This window comes from Sinomonas sp. B1-1 (assembly GCF_050474465.1).
GTDB lineage: Bacteria > Actinomycetota > Actinomycetes > Actinomycetales > Micrococcaceae > Sinomonas > Sinomonas flava.
Window position 1 is genome coordinate 78,540 of the sequence record NZ_JBCHVF010000011.1, and the last position, 21,621, is coordinate 100,160.

Here is a 21,621-nt window from a genome sequence, read left to right on the forward strand (position 1 = left end):
GGACTCGGCCAATCAGGAGCCCGGCGTGTAGGACCCGTACGGGGCGTACTGGAACTCGACCTTCCCGTCTCTGACCTTGGCCACGCCGTAGAGGTAGATGCTCGTGCTGTCCTTGGTGTCCGTGTACGGGCTGTCCTTGGCGTAGGAGGAGGTGCTCTTGCTCTGGTAGGTGAGCTCCGCGGCCCCCGGGGCCTTCGGCTGCACGGCGACCGCGCCGTCGGAGTAGACGCGGTCGCCCACCGTGTAGGCCGGCGCCTTCGTGATGCTCCAGTGGACATTCCGGTAGTCGTAGCCCGACCATGCCGAACGGTCGAACGGGCACGCGCTGTCGCTCGAACTGCTGGACTTCGAGAGCTCGGTCCGGGCGGCGCAGCGGTCCAGGAAGGCCTTCACCGACGCGTCGAGCTGATCCTGGAAAGCCCTGCTCGGAGCAGCCCTGAGGCCTGCTGTTGCCGGCGCCTGCGCGCCGATGGCCACCCTGAGCCGTTGCTCGGGAACCTCGAGCAACGGGCTCCCGGTGTCGATGCCGAACGTGTACTCCCCCGGGAGGGCGTAGAAGGTCATGGCCGTGGTCCGGTCCGATAGCCAACCGTCCGGGCCAGTCGGCGCGTCCGCCGCGCCGAAGGCGTAGGAGTTCCCCACCTTCACGTCGGACGCACCGGTGCTGACGGCCGTCCCGTTGGCCAAGACCTTGGGGTTCTTCGTGTTCACGGCGACGGTCAGCGGACGCACGAGGCTGCCAGAGTCGACGGTCCAGTGGTCGTCGAGCAGGCTCGGATCGCGCTTGGACACGGTGAACGTCTGGCGCTCGGTGCGCCCGCCCTGGCTGAGCTCCACCACCACCGTCGATGCATTCCCTGCGGACTCCGTGCTCACCACCGAGTACCGGTCGATCCGGCCGCCTGCCTTCCCATACACGTCGTCGCTCAGCAGCGCCCGCGACTCATTCGGCACGTTCGGCGAGACCTTCTCCATGGCAGCCTCCGCCCGTCCCGCCACGACGTCGTCCAGGTACGCGCGGACCACTGCATCGGGTCCCTTGCCCACCTTGACGACCGCCACAGCGATCGCTCCCGCCCCCACGAGCAGGCCCACGCCCACGACGGCGACAGCCACTACGAGCGCCCGCTTCCTCGCCCGCGGGCTCAGGGTTCTGAGGGCGGGGGAAGCAGCCGGTGCGGTTCCAGCGGCCGCCGCGGCCCCGGCGTCGTGCGTCGGCGCCTCGCCGCTGGCTGCCGCGGACAGGACAGCGCCGTGCCCGTCCGGCGCGGGAGTGCCGGCAGGGGGCGCCTGGGGCCCGAGCCTGCGGCCGAGCCCGGCGAGGACCGGGGCCGGTAGAGCGCCCAGGGCGTACGGGGCGAGCGTCCGGCTCGCGACCTCGGCGAGCAGCCCCCACCCCGCGAGCACGAGCGGCGACCACGCCGAGGGGCCCGCGGACACGCGGGCCGAGCCCGTCCCCAGGAAGGCGCTGAACGTCACGTCCACCGAGACATGGAACACGCCCAGGATCACGAGGCCCGCGAAGGCGTAGGCGACAGGGCCGGTCCACGCCGACCTCCGGTCCCCGGCCGCCGCGCCGCGGGCCACGGAGAGCACGGCACCGGCGACCGCCGTCGCCACGAGCGCCAGGACCACGAGAAGCCACGCGGCCCAGACGGGAACCGGGCCGCCGTCGCCGGCGAGGAAGTAGTAGAGTCCGTCGCCGCGCATGGTGGCGGAGCTGCCGGCGGAAATCCCACCGACATGGCCGATGGTGAAGGCTCCAGCGACGGCATGGCCGAGCCACAGCGGACCGGAGAGGGTCGCGCCCCACCCGCCTTGGACGCCGCCGACGATCCAGGCGACGGGTGCCGCGATCAGGCTGAAGACCAGCAGGTGGGCGGCGCAGGCCTTCACGGGCGGGAGCAGCAGAGCGGCCACACTGGAGGTCTGGGAGCCAGTCAAGGGCCGCGGTGTCGACGGGCGGCCGATCCCGGACCCGATCCACCCCGTGGCGGCGCCGAGCACGAGCGCCACCAAGAACGGCACGACGCCGGCCGCGCTGAGGTCGAGCGTTGTGCCGGGTTCAACGGAATGCACCCGTGCGGAGGCGGCGATCGCAGTCGTGGTCGCGGCAAATCCGACGCCGAGGGCACCGGACTGGGCCGCTCGGACGGCAACACTCGGAGCCGGCGCGAGGCGTGCCTGCACGGCGCCGGCCCACAGGGCGAGCACCGCGGCGACGACCGTGAGCCCGAACGGCACCACGAAGGCGCTCACCGAACCCTGCATGCCCAACCCTGCAGATGCGCGGCCTTCCGACGTGCCCAGAAGGGCCATCGCGCCCACCTGCGCCGCGACCCCCACGACCGCACCGACGGCCCCCTCCGGGACCGCATCCCCGACCCCCGGGAGAGAGTTGCCCACCGACTGGACCGCGCCTCCCGCCGCCGCGAGGAGGACGCTCGCCAGGCACAAGGCCAAGAACACGAGTCCCGCGGCCACGCCGGCTACCGCACCCTCCCACGGAACCGCGGCCAGGTTCGGCGATGCCCCGGGCTGGCCCTCCCCCGCTGTCGGACTGTCAGCAGGCACATCAGAACGCATCGAGCAATCTCCCCCCGAGATAGACCTTGTCGGCGCCTTTCACAGACAGTCTGAGCGTAGCCCCCGGCGCGCTGGGCGGCGCACCGGGAAGGCCGCCTGTGGACAACGTGCAGAAGAGCTAGTGCCCGTCCCAGCCCTCGGGCCCTGTCAGGCCGGCCGGTGCCTGATGGGAGGGTGTGCGGCGTGGGCTTCGGCACGCCACTCCGCGCGGAGCAGCGGGACGATCGCCACGAGGACCACCGCGGCGTAGGCGGTGAGGAACCAGGAGAAGAACACGCCGAGGGCAACGTGGAAGAGGATCGCGCCGATCAGCCCGATGCGGGTCGGCCACCCTCCCGAGAGGATCATGATGCCCATGAGCGCCTGCAACACGACCAGCAGCCCGATCCACAGGAGTGGTTTGGCGGGGACAACCTCGCGCCAGATGTGTGTCACCCAGGCGAACTTCGCGTCATTGGCGAACGTCGCGTAGTCGGCGCCGGAGGCCAGGAACGAGGCATTCACCGCCGCGCCTCCGAGGAGCATCACGAGCCCCATGCCGATGCGCCCAACCAGTCTGGCCCAGACGTTCACCCCTGCGAAGAGGCCACCGATGACCGCCGGTATGGCCAGAATGAAGAAGACGATCATCGAGTTCTCGACGACCCTGTTCATGACCATTCCCCCAGTGCCGAAGGCCTCAGATGCCATCAGAATAGGACTGCTGCGACCCGAAGGTAAGTGGGGGATTCCGTCCGCGCGGCCAGCGGGTCAGTCGTCGTAGACCGTGTCGCTGCCAGCGTCGGATGGCCCAGCTTCGTCCTCCACCACGTGGTCCTCGAGCCCCGTCAGCGACTGGCCGGCGTAGCCGTACTGGTCGAGGTACTTGCCGTCCGTGAGCACAGTGCGTGCGGGGACGTCGGCGTACACGATGGGCCAGTCGTGGGCGATGAAGTCATCCCGTATGGCATGCTGGCGGGCGAAATCCTTGGAGAGCGTCACCCAGTCCCCGCTGTTGATCTCCCCGAGGCCCGGGGGCAGCGCCCTGTAGATCCTCACGGGGCCGTCGGGGACGTCACGCGCCAGCACGAGCTGCCGCATCGTCTCGGCATCGCACTCGCCGAACCCGTATTCACGGGGGTGGCCGAAGGCATCCTCCCCCAGTACCGAGGCGAGCTCGGTGATGGCGAAGCCCTGCTCCCCGGCTCGAGGGGCGCGGGGAGACATGGCGTAGTGCATGCCTTCAACAGTACTCCACAGCAATCACGTGTAGACTGGTGAGGACGCGGACTACCCAGATGGTCGTTCGGCGCAGGCTCGATGAGATCGCCGAGCCTCACGTATTCCTCCTTCCCCTCCTTCCCGGCGCGGACAGCGCGCTGTGCTGGAAGGACTCGTGCCGCTCCAGCGTGGCGGCCTCTGCCCCTTGTCCGGCAGCTCCCATCACCCATTTCCCGCCTGCCAGCGCCGCCGGCGCGGCGCATCCGCCCTCGAGCGGACGCAGTCAAGAAGGTCCCTGATCGCCACAGCATCCAGCACCGCAGTCCACCCCTCTCGCCGCGCCCAGCGCTATGCGGGCACCGACATGTTCCCGCCGCTGACCCAGGCCTATCTCCAGGTCGCCCAGGTGGTCCGCGAAACCGGACTCCTGCGCCGCACCCCCTGGTTCTACGCCTTGGTCGGCGCGGGCCTCCTCGCCACGCTGGCGGGCTTCCTCACCGGTTCCATCCTCTTGGGCCACAGCTGGTTCCAGCTGCTGATCGCGGCCGGCCTGGGGATCCTCTTCACCCAGGTCGCGTTCCTGGCCCACGAGGCAGCTCACCGGCAGATCCTCGCGACCGGGCCAGCGAACGATCGCCTCGCAAGGGCCCTCGGTGCGGTTGCCGGCATGAGCTACTCGTGGTGGGACTCCAAGCACACCCGCCACCACGCCAACCCGAACCGGGTGGGCAAGGACCCGGACATCGAGGTCGACACGATCTCCTTCCTGGTCGAGGACGCTGCAGAAGCCCGGGGTCTCCGGGCCTGGATCACCCGCCGCCAGGGCTGGCTGTTCTTCCCCCTGCTCACGCTCGAGGGGCTCAACCTGCACTTCCTGAGCTTCCGGCACCTGTTCTCCCGGGGCAAGGTCAAGGGGCGCTGGACCGAGCTGGGCCTGATCACGCTGCGCTTCGGCCTCGTGCTCGTCCCGCTCTTCTGGCTCCTGCCGCTCGGCATGGCGTTCGCATTCCTGGGCGTGCAGCTGGCGGTGTTCGGCCTGTACATGGGGGCAACGTTCGCCCCGAACCACAAGGGCATGGCGGTGATCGCGCGGGATGCGAAGCTGGACTTCTTCAGCAAGCAGGTCCGCACCTCGCGCAACATCACGGGCGGCTGGTGGGCCACGTGGCTCATGGGCGGCCTGAACTACCAGGTCGAGCACCACCTGTTCCCGAGCATGCCGCGACCCCACCTCGCGAAGGCGCGGCGGATCGTCCGGGAGCAGTGCGAACGCCTCGCGGTCCCCTACACCGAGACGAGCCTGTGGCGTTCCTACGGCATCGTCGTCGGCTACCTCAACCGGGTTGGGCTCGCCGCGCGCGATCCCTTCGAATGTCCGGTCACTGCCGCGTACCGGCGGGCGTAATGGCCACTCAGAACTCCACCATGCATCGAGCAGTCCGCACTTCAGCGCGGTGCCGAAGCGCATGCGTGACGCCATGACCGTCAACTACGTCCGGGGGGCCTCCCTGACCTGCTCGGATTCCCAGTCAGAGATCGAGGCCGTCCTGCTCGCCGCGGGTGCCGCGGGCTTCCGCTGCGTGTCGCAGCAGGGACGGGCCGTGCTCGCCTTCAGCTCCGGAGGCCGCCAGTTCCGCATCGTCCTCCCGCTTCCGGGACCGAGCGCTCCCCGGGTCGATCCCGCGGGACCGCGCCCCCACCGGCGCAGCGCGCCTCAGGAAGACGCCCGACGGCGCTGGCGCCAGCTGGCCCAGCTGATCCGCGCCAAGGTGGAGGCCGTCGAAGCGGGAATTGCCAGCTTCGACGAGGAGTTCCTGGCCTACATCGTCATGCCGGGCGGTGGCACGGTCTTCGAAGCCGCCGCGCCGAGCATCGCCACGGCCTACGACGGCAGAGAAGGCCCCGCAGCGGTTGCGGGCGGAAACGCCCGGACCATGTAGACTGGACTGACGATCGACCCAGAGCCGACGCGCGAGAACGGCGCCGTCCGCCGCCCACGTCAGCCATCATCGAACCGCGCACTCGCGACCAGCCGAGGCAGCGCCCCTCATTCTCAACCTCCATCACCCACAGTTGTCCCGCGCCGGCGCCGCCGACGCAGCACAAAACCGGCCGCGGACAAGCGGCCGGATCAACACAAGAAGGAAACACGCATGGCCACTGGCACCGTGAAATGGTTCAACTCCGAGAAGGGCTTTGGATTCATCGCCCCCGAAGACGGCACCCCTGACGTCTTCGCCCACTACAGCGCGATCGTCTCCACCGGCTTCCGCTCCCTCGACGAGGGCCAGCGGGTCGAGTTCGACTCCGAGCGTGGACCGAAGGGCCCGCAGGCCACGAACATCCGTCCCCTCTGAAGGGTGTAGGCCCCTGATCCAGGGCGCCAACGGGCGGGTCCGCTTCAGCGGACCCGCCCGTGCTGTTTTAACGTGAACCGCCAAACAGGCGGGTAAGGATGGCACCATGAGCGACGAGACGGAAATGGTCCAGCGCGGCATCGGGATCCTGACCGCGGCCCTCTCGTGGGAGCCCGAGGACCCCGCCGCGACCGAGATGTTCAAGGAATCGCTGAAGACTCTGGCCCGGGTGGACGACATGGTGTCGGTGTCCTTCTCCGGGGGCTCACCGGAACAGGCCGCACTGCTGCGGGAGGTCCTCCCCCAGGTGGTCCGGCAGGTCATCGAGGCGCTGGCCCCGGACTACACGCGCCTCGTCCTGGGGATGGCGATCGGGTTCAAGAGCGTCGCCGATGCGTACCGCGAGGACGTCCCCGGCGCGAACATCGAGGCCGTCCTGCAGGCAGCGTCGCTGAACCTCGCCGACGACGAGTAGGCGGGCGGCCGGTCACGCGGTGACGTGCCCGGCCGTGCAGGGAGGTGCCCGCCCGTGCGGTGACGGGTCGGAGACGCTCTGACCCGTCACCCCACGATCGAAAGCCCTACGCCAGACGGTGCCGGCGGATCCTCAGCACGGGCGCCGGCTCACGGCCCCACTCGGCCCGCAGCAGCAGCACCATGGAGACGATCATGACGGCGGCGTAGTACGTCAGGAACCACGTGAAGAACACGCCCAGCCCGAGGTGGAAGGCGATCGCGGCGAGGAGGCCGATCCTCGTGGGCCCCCCGCCCGAGAGGATCAGGATCCCGACTACGGCCTCGAACACGATGAGCAGCGCAATGTAGAACACCGGATTCGCGGGCACCACCGCGCGCCACGCCCGCGTGACCCAGCCGAACTTGGCCTCGTCGGCGAAGTCCACATAGGTCGCGCCGGCGATCAGGAACGAGGCGTTCACGCCCGCTCCGCCCACCAGCATCATCAGCCCGGTCCCGATGCGGCCGAGGTACCGCGCCCACGGGTACCAGGCCGCGAGCACGCTCCCCACGACGGCCGGGACCGCGAAGCAGAAGAAGACGATCATCTGGACGATGGGGTTCATGGCAACCACTCCCTCGGGAAGACGTCCTGCCCCACTCACCTCGACAGTAGGCCCGCACCAGCCGGCCGCGGCAGAGGCGGAGGTCCCGCAGCACGCCGGGCCACCCATCGCGGGCCCTTCGGCCCATGGCCGGCCGCGGCCTGGCGCACATACGCTCGACGCATGACGGCGCACCCCTGGCCTGCTGCCCGCGCGTGGGTCCCGCTGTACCGGGGCGCGGGGATCGCGGCGTTCCTCTTCGTCCTCTTCGGCCTGACCGCCCTCGCCCTGTACTTCGTCGACCCGCCCCCGGTATCCGGCGGCGAGGCGACGCTGCGCTTCATCGCCGACCACACGGCGTCGTACGTCGCGCAGCAGCTGCTCTGGCTCGTGCCGTCCGTGTTCGGGCTCGTCGTGTTCGCGGCGCTCCTCGTGGCGCTGCTGCCCGCCAGCCCGAGCCTGGCGGTGCTGGGCTTCGTGGCGGGGGCTGCGTCGTGGACGGCGCTCATCGCAGTGCCGACGACCAGCGTGGGCAGCCTCTCCCTCGTCACCCTCAGCTCCCAGTACGCGGCCGCGGCGGACGACGGCGCGCGGTCGGCCCTCGCCGCCGCCGCTGAGGCCCTCGTGGCGGAGAACAACACGGTCACCTTCGGAGGCGTTCTCACACCGCTGGGCATCCTGCTCATCTCGCTGCCGATGGTCCGGAGCGTGCTGCCGCGCTGGATCGGGTGGCTCGGGATCGTCACCGGGGCCCTGGGCCTTGCGGGCGAGGCTCTGCGCTTCGCCGTCCCCGGCGTGTACGCCGTGTACGGCCCGCTCCTGTGGATCTGGTTCGCAGCCGTCGGGGCGGCCCTGCTGAGGCTGGCTGCCTCGCCGCCCGGTGCGCTCCGGCTGCCCCAGCCGTAGGCTGAGCCCATGGCAGCCCAGGACGCCCTCGAGGTGGAACGCAAGTACACCGTCGAGGCAGCCACCCCGATCCCCTCCCTCGAAGGCCTGCCCGAGGTGAGACGCGTCGGCACGCCCGTCACCCACACCCTCGAGGCGGTCTACTTCGACACCGAGGACTTCGCCCTGGCCGCGAACCGCATCACCTTGCGCCGGCGCACAGGCGGCAAGGACGCCGGCTGGCACCTCAAGCTCCCCGGCAAGGGGGGCGCGCGGACCGAGGTGACCGAACCGCTCGGGGCCGACGCCGCGCGGGTGCCGGAGCGGCTCCGGCACCTCGTCTCGGTGCACACCCGGGCCAGGGACCTCGGCCCGGTGGCCCGACTGAGGACCCAACGCACGGTGGTGCTGCTTCTCGACGCGGAAGGCACCGCGCTCGCGGAGTTCTGCGACGACCGCGTCGAGTCCGAGGCACCTCCCTCGGGCGGGCTGCGGCAGGCGTGGCGGGAATGGGAGATCGAACTCGTCGGCGGCGAGGAAGAGCTCCTGTCAGCGGCCGATGACCTCCTCGCCGACGAGGGGGTGCACCCCGCGGAGCTCCCGTCCAAGCTGGCCCGTGCCCTGGGCCCCTCCTACCCGGTGCGGCCCGAGCGTGCGGCGAGGCCGAAGCGCAAGGGCCCGGCCGGCGTCGTGCTCCTGGCCCGGCTGCGGGAGCAGGCCGAGGCGCTGAAGGCGATGGACCCGCAGGTGCGCCAGGACGCGCCCGACGCCGTGCACCAGCTCAGGGTGGCCGCCCGCCGCATGCGCTCGGCCCTGGCGACGTTCCGGCCGTTCGTGGACGCGGGGAGGGCCAACCGGCTCCGGGACGAGCTCAAGTGGCTCTCCCAGACCGTGGGCCAGGCGCGCGACGTCGAGGTCATGCGCGAGCGCCTCGCCGAGCTGGCCGGCGCGGAGCCAGCAGCGCTCGTCGTGGGCCCGGTCGCGGACCGGATCCGCCGCGAGTCGGACGACCGGTACCGGCAGGCGCACGAGGTGGGCCTCGTGGCGCTGGACAGCGAGCGCTACTTCCGCCTCCTCGACACCCTCGACGCGTTCCTCGCCGAGCCGCCCCTGACCGAGCGGGCCGCGAAGGCAGCCCGCAGGGCCGTCGCGAAGCGCGTCGCGAAGGACATCGAGCGCCTCCACGACGCCGTCGACGCCGCGGAGGAGGCCGAGGACGCCGACGCGGACCAGGACACCGTCGACGCCGCCCTGCACGAGGTGCGCAAGAAGGCCAAGCGGCTCCGCTACGCGGCCGAGGCCGCCCGCCCCGTCCTGGGCAAGCGGGCCAAGCGGCTCGCCAGGGCCGCCGAGCAGATCCAGGAGACCCTCGGCGAGCTCCAGGACAGCGTCGTGAGCCGCGGGCACCTGCTGGACCTCGCCGCCCAGGCCCACGAGGAGGGCGACAGCGCGTTCAGCTTCGGGCGCCTGCACGCCCTCGAGCAGCAGCGCGCGGCGGAGGCGCGCACGCGGTTCGCCCTCGACTGGGCCGACTTCACCGAACGCCACCCCTGACCTGGCGCGGCGCACGACGCCGGCCGCTCATCCGGCGTCGAACGTCACCACCTGGCGGATCACCGAGCCCGAGGCGAGGGCGTCCATGCCCTCGTTGATCTCGTCGAGGGTGATGCGCCGGGAGACGAGCCGCTCGAGCGGGAGGCGGCCCTCGCGCCAGAGCCGCTCGAACGCGGGCACGTCCCGCTTCGGCACGGCCGAGCCCAGGTAGCTGCCCACTACCGTCTGGGCCTTCGCGGTCAGCTGCAGCGGCTCGATCTCGGCGGTCGCCCCCGGCGCCGGGAGCCCGACGGTCACGAGCGTCCCGCCCAGGCCCAGGAGCCGGTACGCGGTCTCGAACGCGCGCGGGTGGCCCACGGCCTCGAGCACGACGTCGGCCTCGACCTTGCGCTCGACCGCCTCGGCCGGGGTGAACGCCTCGGCGGCGCCCCACTCGCGGGCCGTGGCGAGCTTGGACTCCTGCGCGTCCACCGCCACGACCCGGCAGCCGGTCGCGAGCGCGGTCAGCAGCCCGGCCATCCCCACTCCCCCGAGGCCCACGACGGCGACGCTCGTCTCCGGCGTGATCCTCCCTGCATTGAGCAGCGCCCCGCCGCCGGTGAGCACGGCGCAGCCGAGCAGGGCGGCGACGGTGGGCGGGACGTCGTCGCCGAGGGGGACAACCGAGCGCTCGTCGACCACCGCGTACGTCGCGAAGCCGGAGACGCCCAGGTGGTGCTGGACCTCGTCGCCGGCCCGGGTGAGGTGCCGGGTGCCGGTGAGGAGCGTCCCGGCGGCGTTCGCGGCGCTGCCCCGCTCGCAGGGCAGGCGCCCGTCGGTGGCGCACGCGGCGCACTCGCCGCAGCGCGGCAGGAACGTCATGACGACCCGCTGGCCCGGCGCGACGGCGACCCCCTCGCCGACCTCCTCGACTATGCCCGCGGCCTCGTGGCCCAGCAGCATCGGCAGCGGGCGCGGGCGCGAGCCGTTGACCACGGAGAGGTCCGAGTGGCACAGCCCCGCCGCCTCGATGCGGACCAGGAGCTCGCCGGGGCCGGGGCCTTCGAGCTCGATCTCGTCGACGGTGATGGGCCGGCTGGCGGCGTACGGCTGCTCCGCCTCCATGGTGTTCAGGACGGCGCCGCGGATCGTGCGGGTGGCTGGCATCGGTGCTCCTTGATCTCGGGATGTTCTCGGGACGTGAACGCTCATCCGCTCTGTGCCCTCCCATCATTGCCCCAGACGCCCTCGCACCGCAGGATGAGCGCATGGCTTACGACCCTGAACTGGCGGACCGCGTCCGGCACACCGTCGCCGGCATGGCCGACGCGACCGAGAAGAAGATGTTCGGCGGGCTCGCGTTCCTCGTCGGAGGGAACATGGCCGTGGCCGCGAGCGGCGAGGGCGGCCTGCTGCTCCGGGCCGATCCGGCCGCGAGCGCGGACCTCTGCGCGAACCCCGGCGTCGAGCGCGCCGTCATGCACGGCAAGGCCATGGACGGATGGCTCCGCGTCTCCCGGGAGGCCGTCGAGCTCGACGACGCGCTCGACCGGTGGGTGCGCGTCGGGGTCGACTACGCGGCCTCGCTCCCGGTCAAGTAGATGCCGGCACCGCTCCCCGGCGGCTTCCCGCGCCTGGACGGCAGGACCGTCCTCGTCACCGGCGCGACGGCCGGGATCGGCTACTTCGCCGCCGAAGGCCTCGCGCTCCTGGGCGCGCAGGTCATCATCGCCGCCCGCAACCCCGCCCGGGCGGGCGCGGCGGTGGCGAGCATCGCCGCCCACGTGCCGGGCGCCGTCGTGCGCCACGAGCCGCTGGACCTCGCGAGCCTGGGATCCGTGCACGACGCCGCCGCCCGGCTCTCGCAGCTGCCTCGCCTCGACGCGGTGGTCGCCAACGCGGCCGTGGTCGGCATGCCGTCCCACCTCAAGCCGCGCGGCGAGCGCGGACCGACCCCCCGGACGACAGCCGACGGCTTCGAGCTGTTCTGGGGCACGAACCATCTGGGGCATTTCGCGCTCGTCGCGCAGCTCCTGCCCCTCCTGCTGGACTCGGGCGGCCGGGTGGTCCACGTGGGGAGCCTGAGCTACACGGCGCCGAAGCAGCCGGCCGACTCGCTCCCCGACCCGTCCGAGCCGCAGTCGGACCTGCACAAGTACGCCCGCTCCAAGCTCGCCGCGATGGCGTTCGGGTTCGAGCTGGCCCGGCGCCTCGGCGACGCGGGCGCGGCGGCGAGCTCCGTCGTCGTGCATCCGGGGACGGCGATGGACGCGCTCTCGCCGGCGCGCGCCGGAGTGGGGGTCAACCAGCCGGCGTCGAGCCCGGCGCTCCGGCCCCTCCTGCCGCTCATCGGCCAGGGCAAGCACGCGGGGGCCGAGCAGCTCGTCGCCGGGGTCGCCTCGCCACAGGTGGCGAACGGGCAGTACTGGGGGCCGGGCGGCGCGTTCCACCTGAGGGGCCGCCCGGCGCGGCTCTCCCCGCGCCCCGTGGTGCTGGACCGGGACGTAGCCGCGCGGCTCGTGGCGCGCTCCGAGGAACTCAGCGGGGTGCGGCTGGGAGTGTGAGCTTTCGCGCCGCGGTGAGCGGCGCGGTCAGGAGCGCCGCAGCGCGTCGGCGACCCGCTGCACGACGGTCTCGAACCGCCGCCGGAGGACCTCCTGCTTTCCCGCGGGCCACTGGGAGTACGCGAGGCAGAGGCTGACCGTCTCGCCCCGGGGCAGCTCGAAGTGCGCGTACAGGTCACCGTACGGGCTCGGCCCGATGTCCAGGGGCAGGGCGTCGTCCGCGCGGTCCGTGCCGTCGACCCGGTCGGTGCCGAGGAGGCCGAAGGAGTCCGGCACGAGGAACACGGCACCCTCGAGGTCGTCCAGGGCGAACAGGACGGCGCCCTTCTCGGGCACGCCCGTGGGCAGCAGGGCCGCCGTCGCGGGCGAGAGCATCCCGTCGGTGAGGACGAACGCGAACCCGCGCGGCGTGCTCACGAGGGCGCCGTTCAGCTCGACCGGGTCGGCGTCTCCCTGGTCGAGGAGCAGGAACCCGGGAAGGAGCACCGACTCGTCCATGTAGAGCTCGTGGTTGTACTCCGGGTCCGAGGCGGCCGCGTGCTCGAGCGCCGCCCGCATCATCATCGGCTCCGCCTTCGCCGCCGTGGCGAGCAGCGGGTCCTCGATGGCCTCGTCCTCGGCCTCCCGCGCCATCTCGCCGAGCACCTCGGCCGCCTCGGGAACGTGGCGGAGCACCAGCCGGCCGGCTTCCTCGGCCCCGAACAGCACCGCCGCCGCACCCAGCATCGCGACGACCGCCTCCCGCGGCCCGGGCTCGGCCTCCAGCTGGCCTTCGAGCCACTCCACCACGGGCCGAGCGTCGGCCTGGTCGAGCACGCACCGCGCCGCCTCCCCGCGGCGTTCCGCCCCGGCCATGGTACAGGTCTCGGCGAGGACCGCGGCGAGCGAGTCGGGCACGCCGGCCCGCGCAAGCCGCGTCGCCAGCGGCAGGCCCGATGGCGTTGTGCTCACGGTCTCAGCCTTTCAGCGGCCGACGTCCCGGGTCAACCGGCCCGGTGCCGGTGACGGATCGAGTCGCCCCGGTAGCTCCGGTAGTCCATCGGTACCCATCCGCGCTCCGGCTCAACCGCCGTGGGACCCCTCCCACGCGTCGATCTCGGCGGACAGCTCAGCTTTGCGCTCCTCGGACGCGAAGCTCGCGGCGACGGAGTTCCGTGCGAGCAGGGCGAGGTCCTCCCGGCCCAGGGCGAACCGCTCCGCGACGGCCTCGATGTTCTCGCCGGCGTACCCGCCGAAGTACGCGGGATCGTCGGAGTTCACCGTCACGTGCAGCCCCGCGCGCAGCATGGCCGGCAGCGGATGGTCCGCGAGCGTGTCCACTGCCCTCAGCCGCACGTTCGAGAACGGGCACACTGTCAGCGGCACCCGGTGCTCCGCCAGATGGCGCACCAGCTCGCGGTCCTCGAGGCACCGGATCCCGTGGTCGATCCGCTCCGCGCCGAGGCTCCGCAGCGCGTCCCACACGTACTCGGGGCCGCCTTCCTCCCCAGCGTGCGCGACCGCGTGCAGCCCCAGCGCGCGGGCCTCGGCGAAGATCCCCTCGAACTTCCCGGCCGGGTTGCCGACCTCGGCGGAGTCGAGCCCGACGCCGATGATCGCACCCAGGTGCCCCTTCGCCTCGGCCCACGCGGCCTCGGCGTCCTCGATCGGCTGGTCGCGGAGGAAGCACAGGATGAGGCCGCCGCTGAGCCCGAGGAGGGCGGCGTCGTCGAGCGCGTCCTGGAGCCCGCCCACGACGTCGGCGAACGCGACACCGCGCGCGGTATGCGCCTGGGCGTCGAAGAAGAGCTCGGCGTGGCGCACTCCCTCGGCCGCGGCGCGGCGCAGGTACGCGGCGGCGAGGTCCCGGAAGTCCTCGCGCGTGCGCAGCACCTCCATGCACGCGTAGTAGAGGTCGAGGAAGGACTGCAGGTCCGTGAACGAGTACGCCGCGCGCAGCTCCCCGACCGAGGCGAAGGGCAGCTGGACGCCGTTGCGCGCGGCGAGCTCGAACGCGAGCTCCGGCTCGAGCGTGCCCTCGATGTGCAGGTGCAGTTCGGCCTTGGGAAGGAGCATGGCGTCGAAGGTCATGGCGTATACCTTCGCACACGGTTCCCGCGCGTTCCGCTCTTTGGCAGACTGCGGAGGATGACGCATCCGACCACCCTCTTCGGCCGGCTCTTCGCCGGGGCCTTCGGCGTCGTCAAGGCGTTCCGTCCCAACCGGCCCATCCACACGCAGGGAGTCCTGCTGTCCGGGACGCTCGAGCTCACCGGAGCCGCGTCCGGCATCCCGTTCCTCGACGGCGCTGCGTCCCTGCCGGTGACCGCGCGGCTGTCGCGCTCGTTCGGGTTCCCCGTGGCGTGGCCGGACTTCATCGGCCTCGCCGTGCGCGTCCGCGCGGGCGACGCCGACGCGGACCTCCTGCTCGCCTCCACCGGCTGGCGCGTGCCCGGCAGGTTCGCGCTGCTCATGCACCGCACGCCCGGCGGCGCGCGGCTGACCTCCCTCATGCCGTACCGCGGGGCGCGGGGCGCGGTCCTGCTCGGGGCGCGCACCGTGGGCGCGGACCCGGGCGCGCCGGGCCGCTTCCGTCCGGACGCCCGGTGGGACCTCGAGCTGTTCCGGGCCACGCCGCTCGGCCCGTGGAACCGCTGCGGCTCGCTCCGGCTCACGCCCGTGCTCGACGCCGACGGACGCGTCCAGGACACGCCGCTGCGGTTCGACCCCCTGCTCAACCAGCTGCCGACGGCGCAAACGTACAGCTGGACCCGCCGCCTGCGCGAGCATTCCTACAGGCTCGCGCGGCAGTAGGGCACTCAGACCGCGCCCAGTAGGCTAGGCCCCCAGCTCCCTGATGACCTCCTGCGCGACCGACGCGCTCGACTGCGGGTTCTGCCCCGTGATGAGGTTCCCGTCCACGACCACGTGGTCGCTCCACGCCTTCCCTGCCTCGACCACGAGCCCTGCGTTGCGCAGCTCCGTCTCGACGAACCACGGGGTCTTCTCGCCGGTCCCGCCGGCGCGCTCCTCCTCGTCGGTGAAGACAGTGACGCGGCGGCCGGCGAAGGCGTTGGAGCCGTCGTCGCGCTTCGCAGCGAGGAGGGCTGCCGGCCCGTGGCAGAACGGGGCGATGACCTTCCCGGCCTCGTCGGCCTCGATCAGGAGGCGCCCCACCTCGGGGTCGAAGGCGAGGTCCGTCATGGGGCCGTGGCCGCCCGGGAGGACGAGGGCGTCGTACTCCTCCACCACCGCGTCGAGCGGGAGGACGGACTCGAGCTCCCAGCGGATCTCCTCGAGGTAGGCGGAGAGGTCCGCCGCGGTCTCGCGCCCCACACGCTCGGGGTCCAGGCTCACGGCGTCCGCGACGGGGACCGCTCCCTTGGGCGTTGTGATGGTGACGGAGTGGCCCGCGCGGATGAGCTCGCGGTGCGCCGTGACGAGCTCCTCGGCCCAGAAGCCCGTGGGGTGCTCCGTCCCGTCGGTGAGCCGCAGCGTGCTGGCGCCGGTGACAATCATGAGGATCGAGGACATGGTGGGTCTCCCGTCGTCGCGGATGGTGGTCGCTGGAGAGACTACCCAGTCGGGGTGCTCCCGACGCGGCTCAGCTGCGAGTGCCGCGGAAGGCCGTGACGACGGCGGCGAGGTCGTCACTGCCGTGGCCGGCCCCGGCCGCCTCCGCATACAGGCCAGCGAGGGCCTCCATGATGTCCGAGCGGGCGCCGGCGCTGCCCATCGCCTCGAGGATGAGCCGGGTGTCCTTGGCCGCGCCCTCGAGCGGGAAGCTCGTGGGGAACTCGCCCGCGATCATCGCCCGTCCCTTCATCTGGGCGTAGGTGCAGTCGGAGGCGCCGCCGGCGATCGTGTCGAGGAACATCTGAGGGTCCAGGCCGAGCCTGGAGGCGAGGTCGATCGACTGCGCCGTGGCGGCCACCACGGAGACGACCCAGGAGTTGGCCACGAGCTTGAGACGGTGCCCGTCTCCGGGGCGCTCGCCCACCCACACCGTGCGGACAGCGATCGCGTCGAAGACGGGCGCGACGGCGTCGTGCACACCCTCGGGCCCGGCGGCGAGGACGGTGAGCTTGCCCTCCTCGGCCGGCTGGCGGGTACCCATGACCGGAGCGTCGACGAACCGCACGCCGGCCTCCGTGGCCCGGTCGGCGAGCCGTTCGGTCTCCTCGACGCCGAGCGTGCCGCTCTGCACCCACACCGCGTCGGGGCGCATCGCCGGGAGCGCCTCCGTCATCACCTCGGCGGTGGCCGGCTCGTCGAACAGCATGGTCACGACAACGTCGGCGCCCTCGACAGCCTCCGCCGGGGAGCCGGCGACGACGGCGCCGGTGTCCGCGAGCGGCTCGGCCCGGTCCCGGCTGCGGTTCCACACCCGCACTTGGAGGCCGGCCTTGGCGAGGTTGCGCGCCATGCCCGCGCCCATGATTCCGGTGCCCAGAACAGCCACGGTCGTCGTCATCGCTTCCTCATTCCTCTAGACGTCAGACGTCAGCCACCCTATGCGCCGCCGCCGCGCAGGGGAACCTCGGTTCCTTTGCGGATTCTTGATGCTTCCGAATCTTCAGAAAACGGTGAAGCGCGCGTACCGTCCTAGCCATGGACACCGTCATCCAGACTGCCGAGCTCCACAAGCACTACGGCCGCGTCCACGCCCTCGACGGCCTCGACCTCGAGGTCGCCCGGGGCGAGATCCACGGCTTCCTCGGCCCCAACGGCGCAGGCAAGTCCACCACGCTGCGCGTCCTCCTCGGCCTCGCCCGCGCGACGTCGGGCACCGCCCGGGTCTTCGGCAAGGACCCATGGTCCGACGCAGTCGAGCTCCACCGCCGCGTCGCGAGCATCCCGGGCGACGTGAGCATCTGGCCCAACCTCTCCGGCGGCGAGGCGATCGACCTCATCTCCCGCCTGCGCGGCGGCACTGCGGACCATGCCGCCTACAGGGCCCGCAAGAAGGAGCTCTGCGAGACCTTCGACTTCGACCCCACCAAGAAGGGGCGCGCGTACTCGAAGGGCAACCGCCAGAAGGTCGCCCTCATCGCCGCGCTCGCCACCGAGGCCGAGCTGTACCTGCTGGACGAGCCGACGAGCGGCCTCGACCCGCTCATGGAGGCGGTGTTCACGCGCGAGGTCCGCGCGCTTGCCGACCGCGGGGCCACGGTGCTCCTCTCGAGCCACATCCTCTCGGAGGTCGAGCAGCTCGCCGACCGGGTGAGCATCATCCGGTCCGGCAGGATCGTCGACGGCGGCACGCTCGCCTCGCTGCGGCACCTCACCCGCACCGAGATCTCGTTCTCCGCGGGCGCCCCAGACACGGCCGGCGTGCCCGACATGGCGGCCCTCGCCGCCCGCCCCGAGGTCCACGACCTCACGGTGGCCGACGGCCGCGTGAAGTTCGGCGCGGACTCCGACCAGGTCGCCCGGATCCTGCCCCTCCTCGGGAGCATGGACGTCCAGGGCCTGCTCGTCTCTCCGCCGTCGCTCGAGGAACTGTTCCTGCGCCACTACGGCGACACGACCGGCGCGGCGCCCGCGCCGCAGGATGAGCACGACGACGGCCGGTCGCCACGCCGGCACCGTGCGGCGACCCGGGCGGGAGCCTGACGACATGGGCACCTTCCTCGCGCTCTACCGGCAGAGGCTGCGCCGCGACCGGTGGCAGCTCGCGAGCTGGGTCCTCGGCATCGGCGCCATGACCGTCTTCGCCGCCGCCGCAGTGGCGAAGACCTACGGCGACCTCGCCGAGCAGGCGGCGATCCTCAAGGTCGCCCTCGCGACGCCGGCCATCCTCGTCTTCCGCGGACTGGCCCGCGGGCCCGGCCTCGGCCCGTTCACGTTCTTCGAGATCTTCACCTTCCTCGCTTTGCTCGCCGGCTGGATGAGCACCTTCATGGCCGTCCGGCACTCCCGCGCCGAGGAGGAGAGCGGACGGGCCGAGATGGTCTCCGCGACCCCTGCGAGCCGCATGCTCCCCCTGGCCGCCACCGTGCTGCACGGGCTTGTGGCGAATGTCCTCGCGGCGATCGTCGTCGCCCTCGGGTTCATCTCCGCGGGCCTCGACCCGGCCAGCTCGGTCCTTGCGGGGGCGGCCACCGGCGCTGTCGGCGTCTCGTTCCTGGGCGTCGGGCTGCTCGCCGGCGAGTTCATGAGCACCTCGCGCGGCGCGAACGCCGTCTCGGCCTCCCTCGTGCTCGCCGCCTACCTCCTGCGGGGACTGGGCGACGCAGCCGGGACCCCTGGGGCGGACGGGATGACCATGACGGCGGGCTGGCCGAGCTGGGTCTCCCCCATCGGCTGGGGCCAGCAGACGTTCGCCTACACCGGGGACCGGTGGTGGCCGCTGGTGCTGCCGCTCGGCCTCGGGGCCCTGTGCGTCGCCGCCACCGCGCTGATCATGGACCGCCGGGACGTCGGAGCCGCGCTCCTCGCGGGACGCACCGGGCGCGCCGACGCCCGTCTGACGCTCGGCGGTTCCTTCGCGCTCGCGGCCCGGCTCCAGATGGGTTCCATCATCGGCTGGTGCATCGGCGGCCTCGCCACGGGGCTCCTCACGGGCGGCCTCGGCTCGGCGGTCGATTCCATCACGGCCGCCAACGAGAACACGACGACGGCGCTGCGCAGGATGCTCGCGGCCCAGGGCGCCTCGACGTCCCAGCTCCTCGTCTCTGTCTTCTTCCTCCTCGCCGGCGTCCTCGCCGCGGCCTGCGCCCTGCAGGCCGTGATCCGGGCGCGGCAGGAGGAAGCGGGCGGTACCGGCCCGTGGCTCGTGTCCCAGCCGCTGGGACGCGTCCGGTGGTTCGCGGACTACCTGGGCCTGGGCAGCCTGACCATCGTCGCCGTGCTGCTCATGACGGCGCTCGGTGCGTGGATCTCGCTCACCGCGTCCGGGGACACGTCGGCGGCGGCGGGAGACGTGTGGATGACCGCGGTCGACCAGATCCCGGCGGCTCTGGTCTTCCTGTCCGTGCCAGCCCTCGTGTTCGTCGTGTGGCCGCCAGCAACCATCCCGGCTGGCTGGACCGTCCTCGGGGTAGCGGTCCTGCTCGGCGTGTTCGGCGGGCTGATCGGCGTCGACGAGTCCGTCCGCGACATCTCGCCGTTCGCGCACACCCCCGTCCCGGGGCCGGGAGGCACCGACTGGACGGGAGGCTTCTGGATGCTCGGGATCTCGGTGGCCGCCGCGGCCGCCTCGCTCGCCCTCATGCGCCGCCGCGAGGTGGGTTCGGCATGACGCCCCCGCATGCGCCCCCGCCGGCGCGGATCCCGCCGAGCGCCGAGACCTCGGCCGCCGTCATGACCGCCGCCGGCTTCCCGAAGATGCCGGCGCGGGCGCTGATGGCACTCCTGGCCGCCGAGGAGGGCGCGCTCACCGCGACCGAGCTCGGGGAGGCCCTGGGTGCGAGTCCCGCGGCGGTCTCCGGCGCCGTCAGGTACCTCCAGCAGGTCGGCTTCATCCACCGCGTCTCGCAGCCGGGCAGCCGCCGCGACCGCTACGAGCTGCCCGAGGACGCGTGGTACGTCGCGAGCATGCGCCAGAACCCCGTGTACGAGAAGCTCGCCGGGCTCTCAACCGCGATGGCCGGCGAGCTGCCCGAGGGCTCCGCCGCACGGTCGCGCGTGGAGGACATGGCGCACTTCTACCGCTTCCTCGTGGAGCGCATGCCCCGTCTCATGGACGAGTGGGAGGCCGAACGGGCCGCCGCCTCCGGGTAGCCTAGGCACCGCAGACGCCTAGGTTAGGAGCACGCATGTCCCGAATCGCGATCATCGGCGGCCACGGCAAGGTCGCCCTCCTCCTCGCGCCGCTGCTCGTGGGCCGCGGCGACGAGGTCACCTCCGTGGTGCGCAACCCCGAGCACGCCGCAGACGTCGAGGCCACGGGCGCGAGCGCGGTGGTCGCCGACGTCGAGCAGCTCGACACGAAGGCGATCGCCGAGCTCCTGGCCGGGCACGACGCCGTCGTGTGGTCTGCCGGAGCAGGCGGCGGGAATCCCGCCCGCACGCGCGCCGTCGACCGCGACGCGGCGATCCGCTCGATGGACGCAGCCGCCGCCGCAGGCGTGCCGCGGTACGTCATGGTGTCGTACCTCGGCGCGCGCCCGGACCACGGCATCGCGGAGGACAACCCGTTCTTCCACTACGCCGAGGCGAAGGCCGCGGCCGACGAGCACCTGCGCGGCACCACCCTGGACTGGACGATCCTCGGCCCCTCCGCGCTGACCCTCGAGCCCGGAACGGGCAGGATCGACCTCGCGGACCACACCGAGTCCGGGAGCGTGAGCCGCGAGGACGTCGCCGCCGTCGTGGCCGCCGCCCTCCGCGAACCGCGCACGGTGCGGGAATTCGTGGGCTTCAACCAGGGGCAGACGCCGATCGCGGAGGCGCTCGCCTCCCTCTGAGCGGGGCGCCCGGGCCCGGCGGAGGCTGGCCGGTACTGTGGGGACAGGTGCCGGCCGGCACACCCAGCAGACCACAAGGGGGCTCAGCAATGACCGGACCCATCATCGTCGGCGTCGACGGCAGCATCACGGCGGAGAAGGCGGCCGAGTCGGCCCGCGACCTCGCGCGCGCCCTCGACGCCCCCCTCCACGTGATGTGCGCCTTCGAGAAGGACCGCACCGAGGTCATGGGCAGCGGCAGCGACACGTGGATCATGTCCGACGCCGAGACGGCGGTCGGCATCGCGAAGAACGTTGCGCTCGGCCTCGAGGCGCCCGGCCTCACGGTCACGTACAGCGCCGGGCGCGGCAAGCCCGCCGAGGCCCTCGTGGCGGAGGCCGAGCGGCTCGAGGCCCAGATGATCGTGGTCGGAAACCGCCGCATGCAGGGGCTCGGCCGGGTCCTCGGGAGCGTCGCCAGCTCGGTCGCGCACAACGCGCCCTGCGACGTCTACATCGTCAAGACCGTCGGCGAATAGGCGTCATCCACAGCCCACGCCGGGCGTGTGACAAGCGGGCGGCGTGGCCCTGTGATAGGCGTAGAGGCATGCAGGGCACGGAACACGAATACGAGCATGTCGTCACCTCCCAGCCGGTCAACGAGTCTGACCGCGCCTCCGAGGTACTCCGCATCCCCACGAGCGCGCTCCCGGCCTTCCCGGTGGGACCGGGGGTCGTGAAGGTCGCCGTCGACGGCGCGGTCCGGTCGGTGCTGTGGAGCCCGCGCAGCAACGAGCGGCGCTCCGGCACCCTCGCGGTCGGCAACGACGTCATGAGCTCGCTCCCCGCCTCCGAGCCGGTCAGGATCGGCGTCAAGGACGATGTGTTCCACCTCCTCGTTCCCTGCCCCACCGCCTGAGCGCGCCGTTTCCCACCCCGGAAGCAGAAATGTCGGACCCGTCTGGTTCGCTGTGAGCGCAGGCCGGGCCGCGAGCCCGGTCTGCGCCACACCCCGCTGCCCCGGGACAGGAGGCGGCGCGTGGAGCGCACTGCCCGGGACGGCTGA

General features: G+C 72.4%; 24 protein-coding genes. 15 read left to right on the forward strand and 9 right to left on the reverse strand.

The features are described from left to right. Positions 1-12 precede the first annotated feature (12 nt). The 3 genes from ACQ5BE_RS14880 to ACQ5BE_RS14890 form a co-directional block, all read right to left on the reverse strand. Positions 13-2,586: a hypothetical protein gene (locus ACQ5BE_RS14880; RefSeq protein ID WP_430297788.1), complete on the reverse strand. Its 2,574-nt coding sequence runs from the start codon at positions 2,584-2,586 to the stop codon at positions 13-15. Positions 2,587-2,733: 147 nt separating this feature from the next. Then, positions 2,734-3,276, reverse strand: a complete 543-nt coding sequence (locus ACQ5BE_RS14885; RefSeq protein WP_430297789.1) for a hypothetical protein — start codon at positions 3,274-3,276, stop codon at positions 2,734-2,736. 60 nt (positions 3,277-3,336) lie between these two features. Beyond that, positions 3,337-3,804 (reverse strand): hypothetical protein, encoded by a 468-nt coding sequence (locus tag ACQ5BE_RS14890; RefSeq protein WP_430297790.1) that lies wholly within the window; start codon positions 3,802-3,804, stop codon positions 3,337-3,339. Positions 3,805-4,150: 346 nt separating this feature from the next. Between ACQ5BE_RS14890 and ACQ5BE_RS14895 the strand changes: the two genes are divergently transcribed. The 4 genes from ACQ5BE_RS14895 (at position 4,151) to ACQ5BE_RS14910 (ending at position 6,618) form a co-directional block, all read left to right on the forward strand. After that, entirely contained in the window at positions 4,151-5,191 is a 1,041-nt protein-coding gene (locus ACQ5BE_RS14895) for a fatty acid desaturase family protein (protein WP_430297791.1), read from the forward strand. Positions 5,192-5,264: 73 nt separating this feature from the next. Then, positions 5,265-5,726, forward strand: a complete 462-nt coding sequence (locus ACQ5BE_RS14900) for a hypothetical protein (protein WP_413250156.1) — start codon at positions 5,265-5,267, stop codon at positions 5,724-5,726. 213 nt (positions 5,727-5,939) lie between these two features. After that, entirely contained in the window at positions 5,940-6,143 is a 204-nt protein-coding gene (locus ACQ5BE_RS14905; protein WP_208711856.1) for a cold-shock protein, read from the forward strand. 106 nt (positions 6,144-6,249) lie between these two features. After that, positions 6,250-6,618: a hypothetical protein gene (locus ACQ5BE_RS14910; RefSeq protein WP_430297792.1), complete on the forward strand. Its 369-nt coding sequence runs from the start codon at positions 6,250-6,252 to the stop codon at positions 6,616-6,618. 106 nt (positions 6,619-6,724) lie between these two features. Here the strand turns inward: ACQ5BE_RS14910 and ACQ5BE_RS14915 are convergent, their stop codons facing one another. Beyond that, on the reverse strand, positions 6,725-7,225 hold the full coding sequence (locus tag ACQ5BE_RS14915; RefSeq protein ID WP_430297793.1) for a hypothetical protein: 501 nt from the start codon (positions 7,223-7,225) through the stop codon (positions 6,725-6,727). Between the two features lie 162 nt (positions 7,226-7,387). Here ACQ5BE_RS14915 and ACQ5BE_RS14920 point away from each other — a divergent pair, with 162 nt between their 5' ends. Next, positions 7,388-8,110 (forward strand): DUF4386 family protein, encoded by a 723-nt coding sequence (locus ACQ5BE_RS14920; RefSeq protein WP_430297794.1) that lies wholly within the window; start codon positions 7,388-7,390, stop codon positions 8,108-8,110. A gap of 9 nt (positions 8,111-8,119) precedes the next feature. Continuing rightward, positions 8,120-9,643 (forward strand): CHAD domain-containing protein, encoded by a 1,524-nt coding sequence (locus ACQ5BE_RS14925; RefSeq protein WP_430297795.1) that lies wholly within the window; start codon positions 8,120-8,122, stop codon positions 9,641-9,643. Positions 9,644-9,670: 27 nt separating this feature from the next. Here the strand turns inward: ACQ5BE_RS14925 and ACQ5BE_RS14930 are convergent, their stop codons facing one another. Further along, complete coding sequence (locus ACQ5BE_RS14930; RefSeq protein ID WP_430297796.1) at positions 9,671-10,789, reverse strand: alcohol dehydrogenase catalytic domain-containing protein; 1,119 nt, start codon at positions 10,787-10,789, stop codon at positions 9,671-9,673. A gap of 101 nt (positions 10,790-10,890) precedes the next feature. Here ACQ5BE_RS14930 and ACQ5BE_RS14935 point away from each other — a divergent pair, with 101 nt between their 5' ends. Together ACQ5BE_RS14935 and ACQ5BE_RS14940 are read left to right on the forward strand one after the other, a co-directional pair. Next, positions 10,891-11,223: a TfoX/Sxy family protein gene (locus tag ACQ5BE_RS14935; RefSeq protein ID WP_208711849.1), complete on the forward strand. Its 333-nt coding sequence runs from the start codon at positions 10,891-10,893 to the stop codon at positions 11,221-11,223. Continuing rightward, positions 11,224-12,186, forward strand: a complete 963-nt coding sequence (locus ACQ5BE_RS14940) for an SDR family NAD(P)-dependent oxidoreductase (RefSeq protein ID WP_430297797.1) — start codon at positions 11,224-11,226, stop codon at positions 12,184-12,186. Between the two features lie 27 nt (positions 12,187-12,213). Here the strand turns inward: ACQ5BE_RS14940 and ACQ5BE_RS14945 are convergent, their stop codons facing one another. Continuing rightward, a complete protein-coding gene (locus ACQ5BE_RS14945) occupies positions 12,214-13,137 on the reverse strand; it encodes a hypothetical protein (protein ID WP_430297798.1) in 924 nt (307 codons plus the stop codon). A gap of 111 nt (positions 13,138-13,248) precedes the next feature. Next, positions 13,249-14,256 (reverse strand): adenosine deaminase, encoded by a 1,008-nt coding sequence (locus tag ACQ5BE_RS14950; protein ID WP_430297799.1) that lies wholly within the window; start codon positions 14,254-14,256, stop codon positions 13,249-13,251. Positions 14,257-14,313: 57 nt separating this feature from the next. Between ACQ5BE_RS14950 and ACQ5BE_RS14955 the strand changes: the two genes are divergently transcribed. Then, positions 14,314-14,979, forward strand: coding sequence for a hypothetical protein (locus tag ACQ5BE_RS14955; protein WP_430297800.1), 666 nt, complete (start codon positions 14,314-14,316; stop codon positions 14,977-14,979). Positions 14,980-15,003: 24 nt separating this feature from the next. Here the strand turns inward: ACQ5BE_RS14955 and ACQ5BE_RS14960 are convergent, their stop codons facing one another. Beyond that, positions 15,004-15,699: a type 1 glutamine amidotransferase domain-containing protein gene (locus ACQ5BE_RS14960; protein ID WP_430297801.1), complete on the reverse strand. Its 696-nt coding sequence runs from the start codon at positions 15,697-15,699 to the stop codon at positions 15,004-15,006. A 70-nt stretch (positions 15,700-15,769) separates the two neighbouring features. Beyond that, positions 15,770-16,639 (reverse strand): NAD(P)-dependent oxidoreductase, encoded by an 870-nt coding sequence (locus ACQ5BE_RS14965; protein WP_430297802.1) that lies wholly within the window; start codon positions 16,637-16,639, stop codon positions 15,770-15,772. A 137-nt stretch (positions 16,640-16,776) separates the two neighbouring features. Here ACQ5BE_RS14965 and ACQ5BE_RS14970 point away from each other — a divergent pair, with 137 nt between their 5' ends. The 6 genes from ACQ5BE_RS14970 to ACQ5BE_RS14995 all read left to right on the forward strand — a co-directional run bounded on the left by ACQ5BE_RS14970 (position 16,777) and on the right by ACQ5BE_RS14995 (position 21,474). Next, on the forward strand, positions 16,777-17,781 hold the full coding sequence (locus ACQ5BE_RS14970) for an ABC transporter ATP-binding protein (RefSeq protein ID WP_430297803.1): 1,005 nt from the start codon (positions 16,777-16,779) through the stop codon (positions 17,779-17,781). 4 nt (positions 17,782-17,785) lie between these two features. Further along, positions 17,786-19,408, forward strand: coding sequence for an ABC transporter permease (locus ACQ5BE_RS14975; protein WP_430297804.1), 1,623 nt, complete (start codon positions 17,786-17,788; stop codon positions 19,406-19,408). Beyond that, complete coding sequence (locus ACQ5BE_RS14980; RefSeq protein ID WP_430297805.1) at positions 19,405-19,890, forward strand: GbsR/MarR family transcriptional regulator; 486 nt, start codon at positions 19,405-19,407, stop codon at positions 19,888-19,890. The genes ACQ5BE_RS14975 and ACQ5BE_RS14980 overlap by 4 nt, the downstream gene beginning before the upstream one ends. Before the next feature lie 35 nt (positions 19,891-19,925). Continuing rightward, positions 19,926-20,576: an SDR family oxidoreductase gene (locus tag ACQ5BE_RS14985; protein WP_430297806.1), complete on the forward strand. Its 651-nt coding sequence runs from the start codon at positions 19,926-19,928 to the stop codon at positions 20,574-20,576. 89 nt (positions 20,577-20,665) lie between these two features. Continuing rightward, positions 20,666-21,094 carry a universal stress protein gene (locus tag ACQ5BE_RS14990; protein WP_430297807.1) on the forward strand — a complete coding sequence of 143 codons (429 nt, stop codon included), beginning with the start codon at positions 20,666-20,668 and terminating at the stop codon, positions 21,092-21,094. Positions 21,095-21,162: 68 nt separating this feature from the next. Continuing rightward, complete coding sequence (locus tag ACQ5BE_RS14995) at positions 21,163-21,474, forward strand: hypothetical protein (protein ID WP_430297808.1); 312 nt, start codon at positions 21,163-21,165, stop codon at positions 21,472-21,474. Positions 21,475-21,621: the final 147 nt, after the last annotated feature.